18 protein-coding genes are annotated in these 25590 nt (G+C 33.5%); 3 read left to right on the top strand and 15 right to left on the bottom strand.

Features of this window, described 5'->3' with window-relative positions; translation table 11 throughout:
- Window positions 1-8: 8 nt before the first annotated feature.
- Window positions 9-773 carry an MBL fold metallo-hydrolase gene (locus FJOH_RS12685; protein ID WP_012024508.1) on the bottom strand — a complete coding sequence of 255 codons (765 nt, stop codon included), beginning with the start codon at window positions 771-773 and terminating at the stop codon, window positions 9-11.
- Window positions 774-862: 89 nt separating this feature from the next.
- Between FJOH_RS12685 and FJOH_RS12680 the strand changes: the two genes are divergently transcribed.
- Window positions 863-2323, top strand: coding sequence for a TonB-dependent receptor (locus FJOH_RS12680; RefSeq protein ID WP_012024507.1), 1461 nt, complete (start codon window positions 863-865; stop codon window positions 2321-2323).
- A gap of 268 nt (window positions 2324-2591) precedes the next feature.
- Here FJOH_RS12680 and bcp read toward each other — a convergent pair whose 3' ends face one another.
- Together bcp and FJOH_RS12670 are read right to left on the bottom strand one after the other, a co-directional pair.
- Entirely contained in the window at window positions 2592-3044 is a 453-nt protein-coding gene (bcp, locus tag FJOH_RS12675; RefSeq protein WP_012024506.1) for a thioredoxin-dependent thiol peroxidase, read from the bottom strand.
- A gap of 40 nt (window positions 3045-3084) precedes the next feature.
- A complete protein-coding gene (locus FJOH_RS12670) occupies window positions 3085-3639 on the bottom strand; it encodes an Imm21 family immunity protein (RefSeq protein ID WP_012024505.1) in 555 nt (184 codons plus the stop codon).
- A 67-nt stretch (window positions 3640-3706) separates the two neighbouring features.
- On the opposite strand from FJOH_RS12670, the gene FJOH_RS12665 reads away from it, so the two are divergent.
- Window positions 3707-4363 carry an endonuclease III domain-containing protein gene (locus FJOH_RS12665; RefSeq protein WP_012024504.1) on the top strand — a complete coding sequence of 219 codons (657 nt, stop codon included), beginning with the start codon at window positions 3707-3709 and terminating at the stop codon, window positions 4361-4363.
- Between the two features lie 15 nt (window positions 4364-4378).
- Here the strand turns inward: FJOH_RS12665 and FJOH_RS12660 are convergent, their stop codons facing one another.
- The 9 genes from FJOH_RS12660 to FJOH_RS12625 all read right to left on the bottom strand — a co-directional run bounded on the left by FJOH_RS12660 (window position 4379) and on the right by FJOH_RS12625 (window position 18712).
- The gene (locus FJOH_RS12660; protein ID WP_012024503.1) at window positions 4379-5443 is read right to left on the bottom strand and encodes a tetratricopeptide repeat protein; all 1065 of its coding nucleotides are present in this window, start codon (window positions 5441-5443) and stop codon (window positions 4379-4381) included.
- A gap of 457 nt (window positions 5444-5900) precedes the next feature.
- Complete coding sequence (locus FJOH_RS26975; RefSeq protein ID WP_165608771.1) at window positions 5901-6044, bottom strand: hypothetical protein; 144 nt, start codon at window positions 6042-6044, stop codon at window positions 5901-5903.
- A gap of 50 nt (window positions 6045-6094) precedes the next feature.
- On the bottom strand, window positions 6095-6679 hold the full coding sequence (locus FJOH_RS12655; protein WP_012024502.1) for an RNA polymerase sigma factor: 585 nt from the start codon (window positions 6677-6679) through the stop codon (window positions 6095-6097).
- Between the two features lie 320 nt (window positions 6680-6999).
- Entirely contained in the window at window positions 7000-7758 is a 759-nt protein-coding gene (locus tag FJOH_RS12650; RefSeq protein ID WP_012024501.1) for a glycoside hydrolase family 16 protein, read from the bottom strand.
- Window positions 7759-7826: 68 nt separating this feature from the next.
- On the bottom strand, window positions 7827-9497 hold the full coding sequence (locus FJOH_RS12645) for a glycoside hydrolase family 16 protein (RefSeq protein WP_012024500.1): 1671 nt from the start codon (window positions 9495-9497) through the stop codon (window positions 7827-7829).
- 11 nt (window positions 9498-9508) lie between these two features.
- Window positions 9509-11110, bottom strand: coding sequence for a hypothetical protein (locus FJOH_RS12640; protein WP_012024499.1), 1602 nt, complete (start codon window positions 11108-11110; stop codon window positions 9509-9511).
- Window positions 11111-11122: 12 nt separating this feature from the next.
- On the bottom strand, window positions 11123-12622 hold the full coding sequence (locus tag FJOH_RS12635) for a RagB/SusD family nutrient uptake outer membrane protein (protein ID WP_012024498.1): 1500 nt from the start codon (window positions 12620-12622) through the stop codon (window positions 11123-11125).
- Window positions 12623-12633: 11 nt separating this feature from the next.
- Window positions 12634-15669 carry a SusC/RagA family TonB-linked outer membrane protein gene (locus FJOH_RS12630; protein ID WP_012024497.1) on the bottom strand — a complete coding sequence of 1012 codons (3036 nt, stop codon included), beginning with the start codon at window positions 15667-15669 and terminating at the stop codon, window positions 12634-12636.
- Window positions 15670-15910: 241 nt separating this feature from the next.
- The gene (locus tag FJOH_RS12625; RefSeq protein WP_235023082.1) at window positions 15911-18712 is read right to left on the bottom strand and encodes a triple tyrosine motif-containing protein; all 2802 of its coding nucleotides are present in this window, start codon (window positions 18710-18712) and stop codon (window positions 15911-15913) included.
- 196 nt (window positions 18713-18908) lie between these two features.
- Between FJOH_RS12625 and uvrA the strand changes: the two genes are divergently transcribed.
- The gene (gene uvrA, locus FJOH_RS12620) at window positions 18909-21704 is read left to right on the top strand and encodes an excinuclease ABC subunit UvrA (RefSeq protein ID WP_012024495.1); all 2796 of its coding nucleotides are present in this window, start codon (window positions 18909-18911) and stop codon (window positions 21702-21704) included.
- Between the two features lie 125 nt (window positions 21705-21829).
- Here the strand turns inward: uvrA and FJOH_RS12615 are convergent, their stop codons facing one another.
- The 3 genes from FJOH_RS12615 to FJOH_RS12605 all read right to left on the bottom strand — a co-directional run bounded on the left by FJOH_RS12615 (window position 21830) and on the right by FJOH_RS12605 (window position 25589).
- Window positions 21830-22129 carry a hypothetical protein gene (locus FJOH_RS12615; RefSeq protein ID WP_044047707.1) on the bottom strand — a complete coding sequence of 100 codons (300 nt, stop codon included), beginning with the start codon at window positions 22127-22129 and terminating at the stop codon, window positions 21830-21832.
- 243 nt (window positions 22130-22372) lie between these two features.
- Complete coding sequence (locus FJOH_RS12610; RefSeq protein WP_012024493.1) at window positions 22373-24025, bottom strand: mechanosensitive ion channel family protein; 1653 nt, start codon at window positions 24023-24025, stop codon at window positions 22373-22375.
- Between the two features lie 94 nt (window positions 24026-24119).
- The gene (locus FJOH_RS12605) at window positions 24120-25589 is read right to left on the bottom strand and encodes an oligosaccharide flippase family protein (RefSeq protein WP_012024492.1); all 1470 of its coding nucleotides are present in this window, start codon (window positions 25587-25589) and stop codon (window positions 24120-24122) included.
- Between the last annotated feature and the right edge of the window lies 1 nt (window position 25590).

The following is a 25590-nucleotide window of genomic DNA, read 5'->3' as shown; positions in this document are numbered from 1 at the left end:
TGGTATAATTAAATTGTAATTTCTAAATTATCGTAAGCCAGAAAAACATTTTCCGGAAGTTGTTTCTGCACTTCTTCATGAAAACCTAATACGTGGCTGATATGTGTTAAATACGCTTTTTCTGGTTTTACCAAATTAATAAAATCCAGTGCTTCCTGAAGGTTAAAGTGAGTGTCATGAGGTTCTACACGCAAGGCATTTACCACTAAAACTTTTAAACCTTTTAGTTTATCTATTTCAGCTTGTTCAATCGTTTTTACATCAGTTAAATACGCAAAATCCTGAATGCGGTATCCAAAAACCTGTAAATCACCATGCATCGCGTTTATTGGGATCGCTGTTTTATCTCCAACGGCAAAAGGTTCATTGTTTTTTACTTCAATAGTTTTTACGCTCGGTGCTCCGGGATATTTATTTACGGTTTCAAAAACATAATCAAAACGACGTCTTAAATTATCGAGAACGCGTTTATGTCCGTAAATTGGAATTTCTCCCTGACGGAAATTAAACGGACGTATATCATCTAAACCAGCCGTATGATCAGAATGTTCGTGAGTAAACAAAATAGCATCGAGTTTACGGCATCCGCATGAAAGCATTTGCTGCCTGAAATCGGGACCGCAATCGATTACATACGAATGCTCCTCCCATGTAATCCAGATGGATACACGGAGTCTTTTGTCCTTAGCATCAGTGCTTTTACAAACAGGATGATCGATTCCGATGATAGGAATGCCTTGAGAAGTACCAGTACCTAAAAAATAGACCTTCAATTGAACTTATTTTTTTTACAAAAATAGGATTATTTCCTTTCATTAAAAGCCTAATTTACTAACTTTGTAACAAATCTATTTAAAATAAAATGGGTACAGAAATAAAACTCAAAGGTGACAAAGTCATCGAACAGATTCCTTCTATAAAAGACAAAGCATTACGCATTAATTTAAACGAGAATATTTACGGAACATTTGCTGAAATTGGAGCTGGACAAGAGACAGTTAGACATTTTTTCAGATCCGGAGGTTCATCAGGAACTATTGCAAAAGCGATGTCTGCCTATGACAAAGATTTTAGCGACGCCGTTTATGGTGCTGAAAACGACGGAAGATATGTTACTGAAGAGCGTTTAAAAAAAATGCTTACCCATGAAGGACAGATCATTGAAGAGCGTTTAAGCCGCGAAAAACATCCAACCAAACTTTTTTTCAGTTACGCCAATACGGTTGCTACAATAGATTTTGCTAAACAATTTAAAGGTCACGGATGGGTTGGAATTCGATACCAAATTGAACCAGACGAAGCTTACAACGAAATTATTCTTCATATTCGTTTTAAAGAGACTGATGCAAGACTACAACAAGAAACACTTGGAATTTTAGGTGTAAACTTAATTTACGGTGCTTTTTACAAATACAACGATCCAAAACGATTACTTCGTTACTTATACGATCACTTAGACAAAGATCAGTTAGAAATTGACACTATTAACTTCTCCGGACCTCGTTTTGCTGATGTTGATAATCGTTTGATGAGTTTACAACTGGTTAAAAACGGAATGACTGACGCGGTGATGTTTAACCCTGAGGGAAAAAATATTCTGCCTGCTGCTATTCTTTACAAAAAGAACCTTTTAGCTTTAAGAGGAAGTTTCCGCCCGGTTACGAAAGTAAACATGGACATGTATGAGAAATCATTAGAGATGTTCCTTAAAGAAAATAAAGTAGAAAAAAATAACACTCTTGTTGTTTTTGAAATCACGCTTTCAAATTTACGTTCTGATGGTGAGATTGACGAACGTGATTTTATGGATAGAGCCGAACTGCTTTGTTCATTAGGACAAACAGTTATGATCTCGAATTTCCAGGAGTATTATAAAGTAGTAGAATATTTCGCTAATTATACTAAAGCCCGTATGGGTCTGGCAATGGGTGTAAACAACCTTGTTGATATTTTTGACGAGAAATACTATCGTCATTTGAGCGGAGGAATTCTTGAAGCGTTTGGAAAATTATTCTATCGTGATATGAAAGTATTCTTATATCCAATGTTAGATGAAGATGGTGTATTGATGAATTCAAACAACTTAAAAGTACATCCAAGAATGAAAGAACTTTACAAGTTCTTTAAGTTTAACGGAAAAGTTGTTGATATTGAAGATTACGATCCGGATAATTTATCAGTATTCTCTCGTGAAGTTCTAAAAATGATCAATCAGGGTAAAAAAGGCTGGGAACCTATGCTTCCAACCGGTATTTCAGAGATTATAAAAGAACATCATCTTTTTGGATATCATCCTCAGAAAGAATTAGAACAAAATACGTAATAAAAAAAGTCCCTTTATTGGGACTTTTTTTTTGTTTCAAGTTTCAAGTTATTGTTGGAGCGGGTATTTTTTTACCGCAAAGCACGCTAAGTTTTTTTATGGGCCAAACTTAATAAATGCGCAAAGTTCGCAAAGCTTTATACAGATTTAGCTTTGCGAACTTTGCGGGTTTCAGCTCAAGCTCAAGCAAAAAAACTTAGCGTGCTTTGCGGTAAAACTAAGCGTTAAGTAAAACAACTTGAAACATGAAACTTGAAACAAAAAAACTCTATTTCAAAATCTGCGAAGCGTGTTCTTTTGTTTTTACTTTTTCAATTACTTCTTCGATGATTCCTTTTTCATCGATTACAAAAGTAGTTCTGTGAATTCCGTCGTATTCTTTTCCCATAAACTTCTTTGGTCCCCAAACTCCAAAAGCATTAATAACAGCTTTATCTTCATCTGCAATTAATGGAAAAGGAAATTCATATTTGTCTTTAAATTTTGACTGTGCTTTCTGGCTGTCTGCACTTACTCCCAAAAGTTCGTAATTATTTGCTTTAAAGCGCTCAAAGTTATCTCTCAAATCGCAGGCTTCGGCTGTACATCCGGGTGTGCTTGCTTTTGGATAAAAAAATACTACAAGTTTTTTTCCAGCATAATCTGCTAGTTTATGTGTTTTTCCGTCTTGATCTGTTCCTGAAAAGTTTGGTGCTTTATCTCCGGCTTTTAATGTTGTCATATTTTTATTTTAGGTTTTAGATTGTTGATTTTAGGTTTTATTAACTTTCGATTTCAAATTTATGTAATACTAGTTTTGTTTTGTCATCAGGTTCAAACAAAGACGTAAATATTTTATAACATCCCTTTTTAATATTTATTTCCAAATATTGTTTTATTTTCTTATCGAACGAATTAACTGAATCAAACAAAAATTGTTTATCCGAAAAAAAATCAATTATAAATTCAAAATGCCAATTTTCAATCAAATCCAATTCAATATTCAATAAAAAATAATTAACCGAAGCTTTATCTTCTCCATAAATCCATCTTGCTAAAACAGGTTTTTCAGACACAAAAAAGAATGATGTTGATAAAGGTTCATCTGCAATTACTAATACATCTTCATTTTGAACTTTAACAAGTCCTAAATAATTATTAATCATACAAGCCTTTCCGTAATCAGTTTCATTTGGATCTAAAAAATCTTCTACATCTTCTTTAATTTTTGCTAAATATGCGCTTCGTTTTAATATTCCACTCCAAAATTCTGCTGATTTATCAGAAATAAGAACAAGAGGACCTCCTGATGAATCTACCCATTGTAAATTACCCATATTTTATATTATTACTAAACTGCTCAAGTAAAATTTATATTACTTTTACGACTTTAAAATTACGGAAATGAATAAAGAAGCCCGCGTACAATTTGTTATAAATACCTTAAAAGAACTCTACCCTACTATACCTGTTCCGCTTGACCATAAAGATCCATATACTTTATTAATTGCCGTATTGCTTTCTGCTCAATGCACAGATGTACGTGTGAACCAGATTACACCTCTTTTGTTTGCAAAAGCAGATAACCCGTATGACATGGTGAAGATGTCGATTGAAGAAATTAAGGAAATTATTCGTCCGTGTGGTTTATCGCCAATGAAATCAAAAGGAATTCATGGTTTATCTGAAATATTAATTGAAAAACATAATGGAGAAGTACCGCAGAGTTTTGAAGCGCTTGAAGAATTACCAGCTGTAGGACACAAAACAGCAAGTGTTGTAATGTCTCAGGCTTTTGGCGTTCCGGCATTTCCTGTAGATACACATATTCATAGATTGATGCACAGATGGAATTTGTCGAACGGAAAAAGTGTAGCTCAGACTGAAAAAGATGCTAAACGATTATTCCCAAGAGATTTATGGAACGATTTGCATTTACAGATCATTTGGTATGGCCGAGAATATTCTCCTGCCCGTGGATGGAGTCTTGAAAAAGATATTATTACCAGAACTGTCGGCAAAAAATCAATATTAGAAGAAGCTGCTAAAAAGAAAGTCTAGCAGCTTCTGTTTTTTTTACATCCCGTTTTTTAACGCATTGTATTCATTTGTCATATCAAGTGATCGATATACGCCTAAAAGTGTTTTTGTAGCTTCTTCATTTTTAGGTTCAATTGTCAATGCTTTTTTAAGATAAGGAATGGCACTTTTTACAATTTCATCTTTTTGTGCACTTAGTTTGTCATACTCTTTCATTTCTTTTGGACTATTACCCAATTGATTCATCTGATCCAGTATTTCTTTTTTTAACTGCATTTTTACATAAGCAAGGTTAATACAGCAATCCAGGCAATTTGGATTTAACTGAAGATCGCTTTCGTAATATTTTGCTGCATTGACATAATCATTTCTTTCTAAGTAGCAATATCCTAATGATATAAGAATATCTTCTTTTTTAGACGGAGGCAGAAAATCTCTGGGTTTTTCATAAAGTCCGGCCTGAATATTTGATTCTCGCGCACTTCTTGAAATAAAAGCTTCTTCTGTTTTTGTTTTTTTATTCATAGCATAATAAACCATCCCTTTACCGGTATAATTTATCTTTCTAAGCTCTTCATAATACTTAATTGCAGAAACATAATCTTTTCCGTTTAATGAAGATCCTGCCGCATTGAAAAGGTTCAAAGTATCTTTTTTATCTATGAGATAAACTTCATAACTTTTAGCTGCGCTTTCTTTAAACTTTCCTGCTTTGTAATCACTAAATGCTCCGTCTACTAATGTAGATTTCATACCTTTTAAAGCTAAATTGGCTTTGAAAGCATATTTGTAATTACGGGAATCATTTTCATACAGAAGAACATCCTGATAAGCGCTGGAAGCCTGAGCAAAATTATTTATTGCATCTATATTTTTTGCTGCTAAATCTTTGCAGATGTTTCCTTTTAAATAAAAGAAATCCGACTTATCTGAATCTGATGCATTTATGATCAAATATTCTGTTTTTTTTAAAACTGCTAATGCCTCTTCGTTTTTTCCTTTATCATATAAAGACTGGGCTTCTTTTATCTGGTCTTTTTGAGCAAATGCTCCTACTGTTACCAATAGAAATATTGATAACACAATAAGGTTATTTTTCATTTCTTGTAAAGTTTTGTTATTAAATAGACTGGGGTTTTAAAAGATTTTACGTTTTATAAAATCCTGCTCTTAATAAGTATTAAGGTCTAAACAAAACTAAAATGAAGCTGAGTAGTTTTTCGCCATACAATTACTGGTATTAAATTAAACATTTATTACTGGTTGGTTAGTTGGTTTATATTAAAAGTAAACATTACTCATTTTTACTGAAATAAAAATTACTTTTTAACTAAAATAAAATTAATAATCGAAAAAACTAACAAATAAGAGTAAAAATTAAAAACTTTAACAAATAACAATAAAAAACCACCAAAAACCTTACATTATTTAAATTTCACCAAGTTTATTGCATAAAAAAACTCACTATCTGTATCTGCATACAAATAGTGAGCTTTTAACCAAAACGACCATTTGGTTTTTCTTTCGAAATAAACATCCGACCAAAGCAGCGGGCTGTTTAATTAGCTATGATTTCAAAACTTTTATCTTCGATTTTCACAACTTTTAAAGCTTGTGAATAACTTAATAAAAAAGAAACTACTTCTTTTTTAGGTTTTAAATCTTTAGAAGCTAATGCTTTTTTTGAGTAAATTTTCGCCATACTATGTTAGTGTTTTATTATAGTATAACGGGCTAATTTTCAAAATAGTATTAGTTGGTCAAAATAATTTGATGTTTGTCGATAATTTTTCTCAAATTCATCAACGCATAACGCATTCTTCCTAATGCTGTATTGATACTTACGTCTGTTAATTCTGATATTTCTTTAAAGCTCATGTCCTGATACATTCTCATTACCAAAACTTCTTTTTGGTCTTCAGGAAGTTCTTCAATTAGTCTTTTTAAGTCCACCTCAACCTGATCGACAATCATTCTGCTTTCGATGTTTAGCGAATCATCAGACATAATTGAGAATATTGAAAACTCTTCGGTTTCTCTGTACATTGGCATCTTTTTGGTTTTGCGAAAGTGATCCACAATTAAATTGTGTGAAATACGCATGACCCACGGAAGAAATTTCCCTTCTTCGTTATAAGAATTGCTTTTTAATGTTTTTATCACTTTAATAAAAGTGTCTTGGAAAATATCATTTGAAATGTCTCTATCAGCAATCTTAGAATATATAAAACCATATATCTTAGATTCGTGCCTTTTAATTAATGTTGCAAGAGCAGCTTCACTGCCTTCAACATAATTTTTTACTAATAGAGCGTCTGGAGTATGCAGATCAGCCATAATACTACTTTTTTAGTTTTAATAATTTGGAGTAATTCTAAAAAGTAATTTTATTTTATAGGCGGATCTCTTTTTTGAGTTATGTTAATATTGTGACCAAATTTAACAAATATTTATTTTAAAAAGCAAACAAAAACAATAATAATTAACAATAAATCGTTAAGTTTTTTACTGCAAAGTTTTATTTCATTAAAAATAGTTAAAAAAATGGATTTAAAAAAACTATTTGCAATATTTAAAAAACAGATGTAAATAACTTACAATTAATCACTTAAACTACTTACACCTGCTTTATTACTGAAATTTTAAGGTATTATTTTTTATTGGTAAACTCGTACATAATCTACGTAATATTTTTGCGGTAACACAGAATCATCTACTTCCGGACCTCCAAAATTGCCTCCAATTGCCAAATTTACAATGATATAAAATGGTTTATCAAAAGGCCATGTATCTTCATTTTTTACTTCTGGATTGAAGGTGTAAACTAAAGTTGTATCAACAAAAAAATCAATTTTGTCCTTGTTCCACTCAATGGCATATACATGATAACCTTCTTCAATATTTGGAAATTCTGTACGTTTTGTATTGATTGTATTTCCGTGGCTGTCTTGCGTATGCAGGGTTGTATAAACCATATGAGGATCTCTGCCTATATATTCTAAGATATCAATTTCACCTGTTTTTGGCCATTTTACCTCATCAATATTAGCTCCAAGCATCCAAAATGCCGGCCATAAACCGTGTCCGATTGGCAGTTTTGCCCTTGCTTCAATTCTGCCGTATTTAAACTCCTTTTTGCCTTTTGTAGTAATTTTGGTCGAAGTATATATATTTCCTTCTTTCCTGGCTTCAATAATTAAATTTCCATCTTTTATTTCGTGATTTGTTTTGGTATAAATCTGTCTTTCATTATTTCCGTAACCACATAAATCTGGACAGCCGTCGCCAAGTTCAAAATTCCAGTCTTTTTCGTTTATATTTTTTTTACTGAAATTTTCTTCCCAGACTAATTTTCTTTTTGTTTCCTGTGCATACGAAAAACTACAGATTAACAGCAGTAAAACTATTTTATTCATATTCTTTTTTTAATTAAGAAGGCCAGCCGAAACTGACCTTCTCAGAATTACTAATTAATTAACTCAACTTATTGATATACTCTAACATAATCAACCTCCATAGAAGATTGTGAAAAAGCACCATCAATAGCTCCTCCTAAATTACCTCCCATTGCAACATTTAAAATCAAGAAAAAGCTGCTGTTAAAAGGTAATGATGCAGTATTTGCCAGTGTATGAATCAGTGTATCATCAACATAAATTGAGATAGATTCCGGACTCCAGATTGTTTTATAAACATGAAACTCTGTAGATACATTTGGAATTGTTTTCGATGCTGTATCTGCGTTTCCGCCAAAACGTGCCGGATAATGAAATGTACCGTGAATCACGTTCTGATTGTTTCCTACGTGTTCCATAATATCAATTTCTCCGCAGGCAGGCCATGGTTTTGTTGCATAATTCTGCCCAAGCATCCAGATAGCCGGCCAGGTTCCGCCGCCAGAAGGAAGTTTTGCTCTAACCTCAACTTTACCATATGTAAAAGAATATTTTCCATCTGATTTAAGTCTTGCCGAAGAATAATCTGCTCCGCCGGAAGCTTCTTTTTTAGCTGTAATAATTAAGCTTCCGCCTTGTACTTTTATGTTTGAAGCTGAACTGGTATAATTTTGTTTTTCATTATTTCCCCAGCCGTTATCGCCTCTTCCTAAATCATAAACCCATTTTGCAGGATCTGGCGCTCCGTCTGTATTAAATTCGTCCTGCCATACAAGGTTTGTATAATCCGTTGATGGATTTGGATTTTGATTTGGAGGCGTAGTTGTAAAGGTATGGTACCATGCCAATGCCGGATTTCCGCCCATTACTGCTCTTACAACCATACGGTTAGCAGTAAGTGATAAAATCTCATAAGAATTTTGACCAATATAGTACCCCATAAATCCATTGTCAGAGAAGTTCATTGTTGTACCTCTTGTCTGCTCTGCATGTTTTGGATTATTCATTATTACAGATTCAGAAGGACTTAATGAAACTGTTTTTGCAGCACCAGTGTTATAGCTTAAACACATGTCTTCTGATAAACCAGATGCTCCTGCAACGCTTCCAAAATCTTTATTGAAGAATGTTGCTCCGCCGTTATCTAATTGGAATTTAAGCTGATCCCCATCAAGAGAGAATGTCAATACGTTATCGTATAAACAGCTGCTGTTTGGTGAATTTGCTTTTTCAAATGCTCCTGCACTGTAGTAATTAGGGAAGAAGTTTTTCTCTGCATCGCCATCGTTCTGACCTACACCAAGATGTCCTGGTTCTCCGGCAGCCCAATACCATTTTTTAGAAGATCCGCCTGTAAGCAATTGAACGGCCTGATCGTCGCTAAAATCACTTTTTACTTCAACATCGATTGTTGTATTTGTTGCTACTCCTCCTGCTCCTGTTGCAACAATAGTTACGGTATAGGTGTTAACTCCTGTTTTGGTAAATCTTTTAGAGATTTTTCCGCTTGGAGCATTATCAGAAGTCCCGTCTGGATAAACATATTTATACGAAATAGCATTATCTGCTGTTGCAGCAAACTTTACTATTCCAGATCCGTCTCCATAAGGAGCATCAGCTGTTTTACCAACAATTTCGGCTGTTACCTTTAAATTAGATGGTGTAGTTATTGATCCGAATGTAAAATCGTCTTTCTGACAACCCGTCATCAAGAGAATCGTAAATAGGGATACTATCTTTATAATTAATTTCTTGCTCATGATTTCTTGTTTTAATTGGATTGTTTTATATCATCAAAGTAATACGTTTCTCCTAGTCCGTTTTTACCAAAATCAGGGAATAGAATTACTCTGTCGTATTTTATACTGCTGTTAAAAGAAGCAGCGCTTGTAAGATCAAATGTCAGGACTTCCCAGGCATTGGCAACAGTTGTAAGCACCTGTACCTCAAAATTAACCGTTGGATTTCCATTACCGTCTTTTGGTGATGTAGAAAGTTCCATTTTGTATAATATTGGGGCTCCAACTTTTGGCGACCATACTGCTACTTTTACTTTAGTTCCTTTTGTACCATCAAATGGATTTTCAAGATTTAAGCTTGCTCCTCCCCAGGTTTCTGCTCCATTTTTCTTATCTATCTTCACTACTTTATTAGAAACATTTAATCCAGTTTTATTAGGATTTGTAACTACTGAAGCATCTACATTTCCAAATCCGCCCCAAGCGTAAGTTAAAGCTGCAGATTCAAAGTCAATTGGCAGTCCTATTGTTTCAGCAGCTGTTTTATAGAAATAAATATTATCAATATAAACGCTTTTTCCTGCCGTAACAGCATCTAATTTTAATTGGAAAATATCAGCAACTGTAAAACCAGACTGACTTGTAAAGTCTGAAATAGGAATGTCTATACTAGTCCATTGGTTTGCTGTAAGATCTTTTACAACCTTTCTTTCTCCGTTTGATTTACTAATTGGGAAAATTGCCAGTTTATCTAAATCTGCTGTCCAGATATCCATGTGAAGATATTCCATTCCTGAAACATCAATCGTAACATTATCTGCCAGCGCAATTCCCTGATAGTTTAGATTTGTATAGTTCAACATTTTATCTCCATCTAAATCAAATTCAGCAAATCCTGTTGACTGTCCCCAGTTTGGATAAAAATTAGTTCCTGCAATATCTGTGTATTTAGAGCTGAAAATTGAAATAACATCTCCTGCTTGTCTGCCTGGCTGTGCCGGTGCAGATGTAGTTGGGTTCAATACTAATTTTGCTGTAACTTCTTCTGTGTGCTCAGTTGTTTTAATAGCTGCACTTTTAGAAACAACTTTAATTGTATAAACTCCTGCAGCCTGATAAGTGTACGAAACTGGTTCTCCATTATTAGCTGAAACTGGATCAGGATGTCCTGCTTCTCCAAAATAGACATCATAAAACAAGGCAAAATCAGCGGTTGCTGTAACGGTTATTTTATTAGAAACCAATTTATCATTTGTTACAACAACTTGTAAATTTTCCGGAGCTCTAAAAGAAACAACAACTTCTTTCTCTATTTCAGCTGTTTTGCCGCTAAGTCCTGATGCAATAATTTTTGACTTATAAACGCCTTCTTTGTAAACGTGAGAAACTGTCGATCCAACTCCTATGTAATCAGAGTCTGGTGTTCCGTCGCCAAAACTAATTTTGAACTGCGTTGCACCTTCACCTTTTGGCAGGAAGGTAACTTTTCCGGTATTATCCTGCGTAACTGTTGTTAAGACCGAAATATTTGCCGGGGCAGCTATTCCGTCTAAATCAATATCTAAGTCATCGTTTGCACAGCCTATGAGTACTGCCAAAACGAAAAAATTTATAATAAAATGTATTTTTTTCATAATTGATGTTTTTTAGTATCCAGGATTTTGTGCCCAGTTTCCGTTAGCAAATTGAATTTCTTCAATAGGAAGTGGAAATAATTCGTTTTTATTCGCTTTAAAGCCAGGGATAGTTCCGGCAGCTTTACCAGTTCTAACCAAGTCAAAGAAACGATGTCCTTCGCCAAAAAGCTCAACTCTTCTTTCTTCTAAAATATTATCAGTCAAAGCCGCTCCCGAAGTTGCAATATCATGATTTGTATCCCCAAAAGCACGTCTTCTTACTTCATTTAAATATGTTCTTGCTTTTCCATCATCAATTCCTCCTCTGTTATACGCTTCTGCTGCCATTAAAAGTACATCTGCATAACGGATTGCTCTGTAGTTGTTTGGATTTGTTAAATTCAAATCTCCAGCTGCATCTTTGCTTCTTTTTCTTGGAAGATATTTTCTATTGAAGAAACCTGTATCTTCATTTCCTTTTCCGAATGTGATACCGTTTCCGTTATCATAAGAAGCATTAGCCAAAGCCCATGCATTAATATCTAAAATAGCTACATCTTTGCGTTTATCTCCGCTTTTAAATGCATCATACGATTCCTGAGTTGGAATATTAAAGCTGTATCCAGAAGAGAATAAAGGCCCAGAATAGTTACGAATACCATTAAAACCAACAGCTACGTTTCCTTCACTACATTGTAAACATCCAAATCCTGCTCCTTCAACATCAGTATACTGCACTTCAAAAACAGATTCTGTTCCGTTTTCTCCTTCTGCTTCAAACATTGCATTATAATCTGTTACCAATTTGTATTTCCCAGAAGTAATTACAGCATCAAGTGAAGCTGCAGCCTGAGCAAATTTATTTTGGTACAAATAGGCTTTTCCTAATAATGCCTGAGCAGCGCCTTTTGTTATGCGTCCCTGCTGCGCTGCATTTGGAGACAGATTAGCAGATGCGAAAATCAAATCGGCTTCAATAGAAGCGTACACTTCCTGAACTGATGAGCGGGGAATTATTTTTTCATCTCCAATTTTAAATCTCGCATCTCCTTTCATCGGGATACCTCCAAACCATTTTACTAACTCAAACTGATAATACGCTCTTAAAAAACGTGCTTCTGCTATGACTTGGGTTCTTCCCGGAAAATCTGTTTTATTTTGAAATTCAAGGATATAATTTGCTCTTTGAACACCGGCAAACATCCAATTCCAGATATCTCTTAAATTACTGTTTACAGGTGTATGAATCATATCATCGATCTGCTGGAAACCAATTACATCGGTTGGGCTTTCTCCTCCGCAAAGTGTATTATCTGAAGCAATTTCTCCTAATAAAACATTTACATAAGAAGACTGCAGTAAATCATAAGCTGCAATTAATGCATTGTCATATTCTTCTTTAGAATTAAAGTAATTCTCAGCATCGATAGAATATTCTGGTTTTGGATCTACAAACTCATCCGAACATGATGTTAGTACGGTCGAGAATAAAACCAGTGTTATAGTGGAAATAAATAAATACTTTTTCATTTTAACTGAAATTAAAAATTAATGTTTAAGCCCATTAAATAGGTTCTTGGGATTGGATAGAAACCATAATCGATTCCTCCTCCAATTGGAGCTCCATTTGAAGCACCTGGATCAAAACCTTTGTATTTTGTAAATGTGTAAAGGTTATTTACTCCTGCATAAAGTCTTAATTTAGATACTCCTGCTCTTTTTGATATTTCCGGATTAAGTGTATAACCAAGCTGTACATTTTGAATTCTTACATAAGAAGCATCTTCTACAAAATAATTTGAAAAAACATTATTTGATGTTGCTCCTGTTGTTACTCTTGGCGTCGAATTACTTGTCCCAGGTCCTGTCCATCTGTCTAAAACATAATTTATACGATTGGCATCAGAAAGTGTTCTTTCGTAGTTACGCACCATATCATTTCCTACTGATGCAAATGTAAATACAGCGAAATCAAGTGACTTGTAATTTAACTGCAGATTGAAACCCATTGTAGCGTCTGGAATTGGATTACCAATATCCGTTTTATCTTTTGTATCAATTACACCGTCTCCGTTTAAGTCAACATAACGAATGTCTCCAGGCGCAGCATTTGCTCCTAAAGCCACCTGAGATGGATGTGCGTCAACTTCTGCCTGAGTCTGAAAAATTCCGTCAGTTTTGTATCCATAGAAATACCCCATCGGTTTACCAACTTCCATTCTTGAAGGAGCAGGCTGTCCTACACCAAATGCACCGCCTTCAATAAATCCTGTTCCGTTATTCACTTCAGTAACTTTATTTTTAAGGAAAGTAACATTGTAACCTACGCTGAAAGTCAGTGCATCAGATATTTTATCTTTATAATCTATAGAGAATTCAAAACCTGAATTTTTAACTGTTCCAGCATTTAAAGTCGGTGCACTCGCACCTGGCGCACCAGTACCGTTAATACCTGAAACCGGAATATTAGGAATCAATAAATCTTTTCTGGTATCAATAAAATAATCAGCAACGATGAAAACTTTGTCATTTAATATTTTTAAGTCTAAACCAACATCAAACTTCTGAGCTTCTTCCCATTTCAAATTTGGATTTGGCACCTGCCCGTTTGCTGTTCCGTTTACTAAAGCTCCATTAAATATATAAGTAGCTTCTCCATTTAATAATCCTAAATAACCGTAGTTAGGAATCTGGTCATTTCCTAAAGTTCCGTAACTCGCTCTAAATTTCAGGAAGTTTACAAATTTAGGCTGTCCAAAGAAACTTTCGTCAGAAACTACCCATCCAGCTGTAAACGAAGGGAAGTAACCTACTTTGTTTCCAGGTCCGAATTTTGTAGAAGAATCACGTCTTAACATAGCAGAAAGTAGATATTTTCCTTTGTAATCGTATTGTAATCTTCCAAAATAAGAAAGTCTTCTTTGATCGTAAACATAAGAACTATTGGTAAGTGTTTCTGAAGTTCCTTTTGTTAAAGAGATATCGGCATTTTCCCAAACATTATTAGGCACATCAAAACCAGTTGCTGTCAAGCCATTCCCCCATTCTTTAAAAATGGTTGTTCCAATTGTTCCTGTAATATTATGAGATTGTGCAATTTTTGCATTGTATGTACCAAAAAGGTCAAATGAGTAATTGTTATCATTTACAGCTCCTTGTGTAACTGAGCTTCTTTGTACATCAAAAACTTTTCCGCCGTAGCTTATTTGTTTATTAAACGTTTTTGATTCACTGTTTGACGTATTAAAACCTATAGAACTCGATAAGGTAAATCCTTTGAAGATTTTATAATCTAAACCAAAATTTCCGTTTAATTTTTTATAATTATAATCATTGTAAGTATTAGCAATCTGCGCCAAAGGATTAATAATTTCGGTTCCTAAACCTGCTGTACTCGGCACTAGAGTAAAATCGCCGTTTGCATCATACGGACTTAATGTTGCCGGAACGTTTAAAGCGTTAAAAAGAACAGATCCTAATCCGTTTTCATTTAATGTATTTCTTGTAAAATAGGTATAAATAACGTTGGTCTTTAATTTAATTTTATCGCTTAAATCTGCACCTAGACCAATTCTGGCTGTATTTCTTAAAAATCCAGATTTGTCGCCTCCCACAATACCTTCCTGATCTAAATGAGAACCACTGATAGAATAAGTAATTTTATCAGATCCGCCGGAAATTGTTAAATCGTTATTGATAATTGGAGCATTTTGAAAAACTTCATCCTGCCAGTTTGTTCCTTTTCCTAGTGAACTCACATTTGGATAAGGCAGTGGTCTTCCTCCATTTGCATAACTTTCATTTAAAAGCAGTGCATATTCTGTAGCGTTTAAAGTAGGCAGTTTTCTTGAAGTCTGCTGAAAACCTGCATAACTATTAAATGAAACTCTGGTTTGAGAATTCTTTTTCCCCATTTTAGTAGTAACCAAAATGATTCCGTTTGCACCAATTGTACCGTAGATTGCTGCCTGAGCATCTTTTAAAACTGTAATGGTTTCTATATCATTAGGATTTAAAAGTCCTAAATCTCCAACATAACCGTCAATAATAACCGTTGGTCTGTTTTCACCATTTGTGGCTATACCACGAATACGAATATCAAGCGGTGCACCCGGCGCTCCTGACTGCGTCGTTACATTCACTCCTGAAACAGTTCCCTGCAGAGCCTGCTCGATTCTGGCTGGTTTCAAAACATCTAGTGTTTTGCTGTCTACAACAGCAACAGACCCGGTAACTTCTCTTTTTTTCTGAGTACCGTAACCAATAACAACGACCTCATCAAGTGACTTAGCATCGTCGCTCATTTTAACTGTCATTTTAGTTCCAGAAACAGCAGCCTCCTGTGTTCTGTAACCAATATAACTAAAAACAATTACAGTTCCTTTTGGAACATCGGTTAGTTTAAAAGATCCGTCGAAGTCCGTGGTTGTACTTTTAGACGAATTTTTAACTTTTACATTTACACCTGGCAATGATAAACCAGAAGCATCTAATACCGTTCCTGATACATCTAAGTTCTGCGAGAATGCAAAAGATGTAAACAGTAATAGTACTGTTAGTAATAATTTGGATTTCATAATTAGTTAGTTTTTATTGAAAGTTAAATTTATTTGTTCCTCTTATTAAAACGATAAAATTAACCTCAACAAAAAACATACATCATAAAAAAACAAAGCCTAAATTCAGGATATGATAAAATAAAGCACCAAATAACTACAATTTCAGAATGTTAATTTTGTTAACATTTCCCTCTTAAATTCCTAATAAAACCATAATGTTGTGGTAATGTATAGGTATTTTATACTGATTTTGGGATTACTATACAGCCAGAATATATTCTACTAAACCGATTTCGTGTTGCAAATCCATCTTTTTTCGCAAACGGTATCGTTTTATCTCAACGCTTCGTACCGAAATATTAAACATTGGAGCAATTTCTTTAGATGAAAGATTCAATCTGAGATAAGCACACAAACGCAGATCATTTGGCGTTAAGGCTGGATGCATTTGTTTTATTCGTTTAAGGAAATCTTTATCGGCATTATCAAAAGCTTCTTTAAACACATTCCACGAATCTTCTTCGGTAATGTTTTTATTGATGGTACTAATTACAGATTTAATATTTGAACTGTCATTTTGAGCTGTTTTTTTCAAATCTTCTTTAATAAAAGCCAGTAATTCGTTCTTACTGTTTAAACTCATCGTAGAAACTGCCAGTTCACGGTTTTTATTATCTACATCCTGAGAAAGCTGTTCGTTGCGAAGTTTCATTAACTGCTGTTCGTTTTCAAGCTCTTTAATCTCTAATAAAAGGTTGTTTTCTTCAATAAGTTTTTCTTTCTGCTTTTGATAATAGTTTCGATACGCCTTATTAATAAAATAAGCCATTGCAAGCATCAAAAGAAAATAAATAAAATAAGCCAGATTAGTTAAATACCACGGTTTTAAAACCACAAATGTATATGAGGCCGGATTTTGCAAAATTACATTGGCATATTTTGCCCTGACTCTAAAAGTATATTTTCCCGGAGGAAGATTTTTAAAATTCACCGTTGCTTTTGTACTCCATTCGCTCCATTCATTCTGAAAGCCTTCCAGCAGATATTGATATTCAGAATTGATGTATTTATTGTATTCCGGAACTGTATAATTCAGGGTAATGTTATTTTCATCAGACTTAAAACTTCCTTCGTTAAAAATCGCAGCATTTCTAAAGGTTTCATTTTGTTTATTAGTCATAATATCAGTAATAAAAACATTGTAATTTTTAAAACTCAGATCATCAATATTAAGCGTATAATATCCGTCTGTAGTTCCTATTAAATAAGTCGATTTTGAAATTTGGGTGATATTTTCATATCCTAACATCGAATTGGTCAGCGAAGACGGAATTGGTATTATATTTTCTTTTAACTGACTGCTCAATTTACTGGCTGAGAAATAATGAATGTAGTTTTTAGAAAACAGCCAGATTTTGTTTGAATTATCAACAATTAATTTACCCGATGTATATTCGTCTTTTTCAAAAATAGAGCTTAATACATTGTCTTTTACAAACTGTTTTGTTTTTGGGTTTAGTTTAAAAATACCGCCTTTATAAGCGTAATAAATCGAATTATTGAATTTTGTTAAGCTCGCATATTTTCCTTTATCGGGACTTTTATACGTATAGAATCCTTGTGTTTTTGATAAAGACGAATCCAGTTTTAATCTAAAAATCCCTTTGTATTCATGACTTACATATACTTCGAGATTATCACCTATTTCAAAATAACGCGATGAATAATCAAATCCCTGTACTTTATTTTTGAAAACCCACTGATTTCCTGTTTTTTCTAAAACCGATAGACCATAATAATTTCCCTGAAGTAATTGGTTTTTATTTCCCGGAACCGGTTCAAATTTCCAGGTTCCTGAAGCCGAAAATATACTTTTGGCAATATCATTTATCACTACAAAAGTTCCCGAATCATGTCCGCAGAAAAGCGTATCATCATAAACTGCTAAAGACCAGACCTGCCCTTTTGTGCCGTTTATAAATTTAAAATCAGAATTACTTTGACTTGGTTTGCAAAACAATCCCTGATTGGTTCCAATATACAGCATTCCGTTATGAATTGCAGATGCGTAAACGGTTCCTAAAACACCCGAATCATCGGTAAAACTACGCACCGGCGACTGCATATTGATGCAGTTTATTCCGTTATCGAGTCCCGTCCATAAATTTTGGTCTTTATCTTCAAAAAGAGATAAAGCAGTATTATTGCTCAAACCTTTGCTCTGTGTCAGGTGATATTTCAGTTTTCCTTTATCAGACAAAATAAAAATCCCGTTTGAAACAGTTCCTAAAGCAAAACTGCCGTCCTGTAAACGCTGGCTGCTGTAAACAAAACTTGCTTTTAATTCGGCATCAACATCTGTCACTATACGGCTTAATGAGTTTCCCGTAAGTTTATGTATTCCGTCTAACTGTGTTTGGATTATCAAGCCTTCATCTGCTGCAAAAACATTGGCAACGGTAAATTTTTTCAAAATCGGATCATCTGAAACTAATTTGGCTTTACCGCTTTCTATTTCAAAAAGTCCTTCTTTTAAAGTCTGAAAATAAATAGCATTGGTTGAAGCAAACGATTTTACAACACCATTTTTGGGTGCAATTATTTTAAACTGCATCATTTTGGTATCATAAATATAAATTCGGTTTAAAGACTGAAACAATATCCAATGATCATATTTTAGGATATTCCAAAACTGTTCATCATCTAAAATTTTATTTTTTATACTGTCACTCAGCGAAGTATATTTTAGCTTCCCGTCTGCTTGTCTCGTCCAGAAACCAAAATTCATATAACTGCCCGTATACACTTTATTGCCAATCACTTTTACAGATCGAATAATGGTTTCGTTTGGCCCCGGATATAACTGCCAGCTTGTTCCGTTATATTCTAACAATCCGTCATTATTAGCGAAATACAAATAATTATTATGATCCTGCGAAATCATCCAGCTCTGATTTCCGGCTCCATAAACAGAAGGCGAATATTTTACGATGGGTGGAAATTCCTGAGAGAACATCAGGAAATGAATTAAAAGCAGTAAGGTAGATAGTTTAGTTTTCAAAATTTGGTCAGGATATTAAAATAGTACTAAAACAGTTCTAAAGTAGGATATTTTTACAATGAAATAACAAATTTTCAATAAAAAAATGTCTGCTTATAATCAGATGTTAACATGGTAATTCTGTTAAGATTTGGAACAATATCCTTAACAAAACTCTGCTTAAAATTGATTACTTTTGTAAAAATTGACTTTTTTTATGCAAATTGATCTTTCTACACTCGACCCAAAGCAAAATATTATAATAAAGGGCGCACAAGTACATAATTTAAAAAATGTAGATGTTGCCATTCCGCGAAACAAACTCGTTGTTATTACAGGGCTTTCGGGGTCGGGAAAATCAAGTTTGGCTTTTGATACTTTATATGCCGAAGGACAGCGTCGTTATGTTGAAAGTTTGTCATCATATGCACGTCAGTTCCTTGGACGTTTAGATAAACCAAAAGTTGAATATATAAAAGGGATTGCTCCTGCAATTGCTATTGAGCAAAAAGTAAATACAACCAATGCCCGCTCAACGGTTGGAACTTCTACAGAAATATACGATTACATTAAACTTTTATTTGCCAGAATTGGAAGAACTTATTCGCCAATTTCAGGTCAGGAAGTCAAAAAAAATACTGTAACAGATGTTGTTTCTGATGTTAAAACGCTCGAAATCGACAGCAGATGGCTTCTTCTTGCTCCTATTCATTTAGAAGAAGGACGACAGCTTGAAGATAAACTAAAAATACTTTTGCAGCAGGGTTTTGCACGTATTTTGGTTGGAAATGAAATGGTTCGTTTAGATGAATTTTCTACAGAAAACATTCATGAATTAGACAATAAGGATATTCTCTTAATTATTGACCGTATTGTAGTTAAGGAAGAAGAAGAATTTTACAACCGTCTTTCAGATGCTGTACAAACAGCATTTTTTGAAGGAAAAGGAATTTGTTACCTGCAAGAAGTGGGTACAGATAAAAGATTTTCTTATTCTAACAATTTTGAATTAGACGGAATTTCGTTTCTGGAACCAAACGTACATTTGTTCAGCTTTAATAATCCTTATGGAGCTTGTCCTGTTTGTGAAGGTTATGGAAATATTATTGGTATTGATGCTGATCTTGTAGTTCCAAACACTTCTTTATCTGTTTTTGAAAGTGCTATTTATCCTTGGCGCGGCGACAGTATGAGCTGGTATAAAGACGAATTGGTTAAACACGCTTATAAATTCGATTTCCCAATTCATAAGCCTTATTTTGAACTTTCAGAAAGTCAAAAAGATTTAATCTGGACTGGAAATCAATATTTTCAGGGATTAAATGATTTCTTTAGAGAATTAGAAGAGAAAAATTATAAAATACAAAACCGTGTGATGCTTTCTCGTTATCGCGGGAAAACAAAATGCCACGCCTGCCGTGGGAAACGTTTACGCGAAGAAGCTTCATACGTAAAAATTGGAGGAAAAACGGTTTCAGATTTAGTAGATCTTCCTATTAAGCATTTGGTTACATTTTTTAAAAATCTGGAATTAAACCCATACGAACAGCAGATCGCAAAGCGTTTAATGGTAGAAATCAACAATCGTTTGTCATTTCTAACCGAAGTTGGTTTAGATTATTTAACCTTAAATAGAAATTCTTCTACACTTTCTGGAGGAGAATCACAGCGTATAAACCTTGCTACTTCTTTAGGAAGCAGTTTAGTGGGCTCAATGTATATTCTGGATGAACCAAGTATTGGCCTGCATCCAAAAGATTCAGAACGATTGATAAAAGTTCTCCTTTCACTTCGTGATTTAGGAAATACCGTAATTGTGGTAGAACATGATGAAGACATCATGAAAGCAGCTGATATGATTATTGATATTGGCCCGGAAGCCGGAACTTTTGGAGGCCAGCTAGTTGCTCAGGGAACTTATCCTGAAATTTTAAAATCAGATTCGCTTACTTCTAAATACCTGAACGGCGATCTTGAAATTTCTGTTCCAAAGAAAAGACGAAAATTCAAAAATCATATTGATATAATTGGTGCCCGAGAAAACAACCTGAAAAATATCAATGTTACTTTTCCTCTTGATATTTTAACAGTTGTAACCGGAGTTTCAGGAAGCGGAAAAAGTACTTTGATTAAAAAGATCTTATTTCCTGCCATGCAGAAAAAACTGGAGAATGCAGCCGAAAAAGCAGGTCAGTTTAGTGAACTTTCAGGTTCTTTTTCGCAGATTAAGCATATCGAATATGTAGATCAAAATCCTATTGGAAGAAGCTCTAGATCGAATCCAGTTACTTACATAAAAGCTTATGATGATATCCGTGATTTATACGCCAAAGAAAAATTATCCAAAATAAGAGGTTATCAGGCAAAACATTTCTCTTTTAATGTTGATGGCGGCCGATGCGAAACTTGTAAAGGAGAAGGCTCTATAAACGTTGAAATGGTCTTTATGGCCGATGTTTCGCTGCCTTGTGAAACTTGCGGCGGTAAACGATTTAAAAAAGAGATTCTGGAAGTGACTTTTGATAATCAAAACATCAACGATGTCCTTACCATGACTATTGATGATGCAATTGCTTTTTTTGAAAAAAACAAACAATCTAAAATCACACAAAAATTACAACCTCTACAGGATGTAGGTTTAGGATATGTACAATTAGGGCAATCTTCTTCTACCCTTTCAGGCGGTGAAGCACAGCGAATTAAACTGGCTTCCTTTTTAGTAAAAGGTGCTACAAAAGACAAAGCTTTGTTTGTTTTTGATGAACCAACAACTGGACTGCATTTTCATGATATTAAAAAGCTTTTAGCTTCATTTGATGCTTTAATCGAAAAAGGACATTCGATAATTGTAATTGAGCATAATCTTGACCTGATTAAATGTGCCGACTGGATTATAGATTTAGGCCCGGAAGGCGGTGAAAACGGCGGTCATTTATTAGCAGCCGGAACTCCCGAAGATATAGTTAAGGTTAAAGAATCGGTTACTGGGGTTTATTTGAAAGATAAATTATAGAAAAGGTTCTGTGAGATACTAAGCTTTTTTTAGAGCTTAGCTGACTAAAAATAAAAATTCCAAATTCCGATGACTTATTAATCATATCTGGAATTTGGAATTTTTTAATTTTGAAATTTAAGCTGCTAAGCAACTAAACATTTTTCTTCGAAAGGGAAACCATCTTCGTCAATGGCAACTAATACCTTTTTTTGTTTTGAAGCCTCAAATGTTAGATAAAGCCACGCAAATGACCATAATCCGAGGGTTAAACAAAAAATCATGAAATTTAAACTGTGGTTAACTACTTTTCCTCCTTTGGAAAGAACAGCAAAAAGTAACTCATCATTTCTCTCTTCTAGTGTGAATCCGTTATGAACTTTATTAGATATCATATTAGAGAACACCTGTACACTTTGTTCCTGACTTAGCTTATTGCTTTTCATAATCATCTGTTTTGGTTTGTCTGTTTTGATACTTAAAAAATTAATAATATTGAATGGGTATTTCAATTTTAATAAAACACTTATATATCTCTTTTATTGCATTTTATAAAACATTTTCTACAATAAAAATGTAAGAGTGTTCAAAAAATGAACATAAAATTAATTTTAATAAATTGAATTTCAAAGAAATGAGCCAAAAAAGTTAAGATTATATTCACATTTTCAACATCTTACAAAAAGAGACTAACTTTTATTCTTAATATTAAAAAATGAAGGTTCATAATCATCATTTAGATAATCTGGCGGTATTGTAGTAGTGTTTCCATCTCTTAAAGCACTGTAATGAGGTGACATAATCTCTATTCTGGCAGCATTAAAAGAATCCTGAATATTTTGATGGAGTGATGAATAAATTCTAGGCTGTTTTGTTGGTTCTTTTGTGTAAACATTGATTTGATACGAAACATAAAAATCATCCAAACTTGTCTGGAGTACAAAAGGTGTTGGTTCTTTTTCAGTCATTTCTGTTTTTAGAGCGGCATCTATTAATGCTTTATGAATGTCTTTCCACGGAACATCGTAACCAATTGTTACTGTTGTATGTATTAGTAAACCATTATTGTTTTGTTTCGTATTAGCAGAAAAATTGGTTGAAGTGCTAGATAAAACAGTTGAATTGGGAATGGTAATATCTTCAAATTTTGGAGTTCTGATTCGGGTTACTAAAGCTGTTTTTTCTATTACTTCACCGCTTACATCGCCAATTTTTATAAAATCGCCAATTTTAAACGGACGCATATAAGTAATAACTAATCCGGCTACCATATTGGCTATGGCATTTGATGAACCTAAAGAAAATAAAACCCCGACAAACACTGAAACACCTTTAAAAATAGGAGAATCTGAACCGGGAAGATAGGGAAATATAACTACAATCATAAAAGCAAAAAGCAATAATCTGATGATATTAAAGGTAGGCATTGCCCAATCGCTGTAAAAACCATCAATTTTGATATTCTCTTGTTTTATTTCGTCAAAAAAGAACTTAATGACTTTTATTGCATACTTAAAAATGAAAATTATAACGATTATAGTAACTAAACTTGGTAAAAATCGAATAAAGCCCATTAACGTCGATTTTGCAGGCGAAAGAATCCAGTGCAGCAATGTTTTGGTATAATTTTCAGTGGCAGGAAAAATACTGAATAAGGCAGGAAGCGAAAGATAAACGATAAAAATTAAGGCTGCAATTTTTATAAAGCCATACAATCGCATTAATAATGACTGCTGTCTTTGAGGCGATAAAAAATTTATATTATTGTAACTGACACCCTTAAAATACTTGTCGCTGTTTTTTAAGATGTATAATTTTATTCTGTTAAAAATTTTCCCGACTACATATAAAATTATACCAATAATTAAAATCAACAATGCCGTATATCCAAGTCTTTTTGGAAGCAGTGAATAATTTTCATTTTGATAAATTACTGCTTTCTTTATTATATTTAAATTCCGTTTTGCAATAAAAGCAGTTGTTTGATTTTCTGCTTTTGCATCGGCTTCAAGAATCGACATGATAATAAAATCATTTTTATAAATAATATCTTGTGACAGATCTGAAGGAACGACTAAAATAGAATCTTGTTCGAAAAAAGAATCTTCATAAAGCTTTCTAATTTTTTCTGTAATGGCATGTGCCCGGTTTTCGGCAGAAAATGAACCAACTTTATTGTAGATAAAGAAAAGTGTATCCTTAAATGGAGCAACCGGATATGGTTTTAATTTGGGCTTAACTTCAATTTTATGTAAAGTATCGTGATTGCTCTTTTGAGCAAATGAAGCCCAATAAAACGAAACAGTGAAAACAGCTAAAAACCAAAGTAATTTATTTTTCATATTTCATTTATAATTAGTTAGTTACTACTAACAAATATAAAAACAAAATAGATTCGATTTTAAATTACCCTCCTTATTTCGAAATAAAATCGTACTAAATTTTAATTCCTATTTTTCTCAGAATGTTGTCTATAACTTTATTAATATCCGGAGAAATATTAAATCTGTAATTCAGGTAAACATATAAAATGGTTACCAAAATAGATTTTAAGGCAATACTGATAAGCTGAAAAAATGGAAACTCCCAGAAATAAAATACTAAAAACAAAGCAAATGTTAATAGCATTGACGAGATTGTTTCTTTTGTAAAAGGATATAAATTAAGCTTTTTAACCACAAAAAGCAGCTTAGCTAAACTGTATAATGTAATAGATAATAAAGTAGCAAAAGCAGACCCGAATATTCCGAAAATTGGAATAAAGATCATATTTAAAACAACTGTTAGTACAACCAGCATTAATCCTAAATAAAGCACCATGCGGTAATATTTAGTATTAAAAATGATAGCGTTATTGTTTCCTAAAATTAAATCAAAGTACTTAGATAAACCAATCATAAATACAACTGCAATTCCGCCGCTGTATTCTTTTGGAACCAACTCATACAACTGATTAATGTTTACGAATATGCAAAGCATTACAAAACCACCCACAATCTGCAGGTTTATAGAAGTCTTTTTATAAAGCTGATTCAGTTCGTCATGTTTATTTTCATGCATTAATTTTGCCGTAATGGGATATACAATTTGGTGCATGGCACGACTCGGAACCGAAATTACCAAAGCAATATAAGTTGCTACAGAATAGAACGCAATATTTTCAATCTGCATGTACTGATTCAATATCATTTTATCTCCATCTAAAAGCAAATTGGCAACGCTTCCAGATAAAATAATATAAAATGTATATATCAATATATCTTTTGTATTAACTGGTATTGTAAACTGAAAAGTTGGCTTTTGAATACTGAACGCGTATAACATCGTAACCAGAAATGCCAAAAAGTATAAAACAGCTGTTGCATACACAAAACCTTCTACACTGAGCCAATCGTAATAAACGCCTATCAATAGAAATAATGAAAACAATCGTAAACCTACTTCTTTAATAAAGTTTCCAAAAACGGAATGCATATTTACACGGAGCCAGGCATAAAAAATTTCAAAATAAGCCATGCACAGCCCTATAAATGGTATTAACCAGATATAACTTTTTACAATCGCATTCTTTTTTGATACAAAGAATATAATCTCATCATAAAAAACAAGACCAATAAGCAAAAGTGGAATTATTAATAACAGCGGAAATAAAACCGTAAAGGATAAAAAACGGGATTTTTCTTCATCTGTTTGGTACTGCGAATAAAATTTAACCAAAGTATTCTGCATTCCAATTGCAAACAAAGGCATAATAACATTTGCTGCAGATGTGATATAATTCGTTAAACCATAAAAAGTTGCGCCTAAAAAAACAGGGTATAAATAAAGCGTATTAATGGCTCCAATTCCAAAGCCTATATATGTAATTATGGTGTTTTTAAAAGACTGGTTTAAGACAATACCCATT

The organism is Flavobacterium johnsoniae UW101, assembly GCF_000016645.1.
Lineage (GTDB): Bacteria > Bacteroidota > Bacteroidia > Flavobacteriales > Flavobacteriaceae > Flavobacterium > Flavobacterium johnsoniae.
Note: the sequence above shows the minus strand (reverse complement) of the source record. Positions and strands in the feature narration are given on the sequence as shown.

Coding starts and splice junctions, on each gene's coding strand:
- FJOH_RS12680 (WP_012024507.1), top strand. CDS start 863: ATGGGTACAGAAATAAAACTCAAAGGTGACAAAGTCATCGAACAGATT.
- bcp (WP_012024506.1), bottom strand. CDS start 3,044: ATGACAACATTAAAAGCCGGAGATAAAGCACCAAACTTTTCAGGAACA.
- FJOH_RS12670 (WP_012024505.1), bottom strand. CDS start 3,639: ATGGGTAATTTACAATGGGTAGATTCATCAGGAGGTCCTCTTGTTCTT.
- FJOH_RS12665 (WP_012024504.1), top strand. CDS start 3,707: ATGAATAAAGAAGCCCGCGTACAATTTGTTATAAATACCTTAAAAGAA.
- FJOH_RS12660 (WP_012024503.1), bottom strand. CDS start 5,443: ATGAAAAATAACCTTATTGTGTTATCAATATTTCTATTGGTAACAGTA.
- FJOH_RS26975 (WP_165608771.1), bottom strand. CDS start 6,044: ATGGCGAAAATTTACTCAAAAAAAGCATTAGCTTCTAAAGATTTAAAA.
- FJOH_RS12655 (WP_012024502.1), bottom strand. CDS start 6,679: ATGGCTGATCTGCATACTCCAGACGCTCTATTAGTAAAAAATTATGTT.
- FJOH_RS12650 (WP_012024501.1), bottom strand. CDS start 7,758: ATGAATAAAATAGTTTTACTGCTGTTAATCTGTAGTTTTTCGTATGCA.
- FJOH_RS12645 (WP_012024500.1), bottom strand. CDS start 9,497: ATGAGCAAGAAATTAATTATAAAGATAGTATCCCTATTTACGATTCTC.
- FJOH_RS12640 (WP_012024499.1), bottom strand. CDS start 11,110: ATGAAAAAAATACATTTTATTATAAATTTTTTCGTTTTGGCAGTACTC.
- FJOH_RS12635 (WP_012024498.1), bottom strand. CDS start 12,622: ATGAAAAAGTATTTATTTATTTCCACTATAACACTGGTTTTATTCTCG.
- FJOH_RS12630 (WP_012024497.1), bottom strand. CDS start 15,669: ATGAAATCCAAATTATTACTAACAGTACTATTACTGTTTACATCTTTT.
- uvrA (WP_012024495.1), top strand. CDS start 18,909: ATGCAAATTGATCTTTCTACACTCGACCCAAAGCAAAATATTATAATA.
- FJOH_RS12615 (WP_044047707.1), bottom strand. CDS start 22,129: ATGAAAAGCAATAAGCTAAGTCAGGAACAAAGTGTACAGGTGTTCTCT.
- FJOH_RS12610 (WP_012024493.1), bottom strand. CDS start 24,025: ATGAAAAATAAATTACTTTGGTTTTTAGCTGTTTTCACTGTTTCGTTT.
- FJOH_RS12605 (WP_012024492.1), bottom strand. CDS start 25,589: ATGGGTATTGTCTTAAACCAGTCTTTTAAAAACACCATAATTACATAT.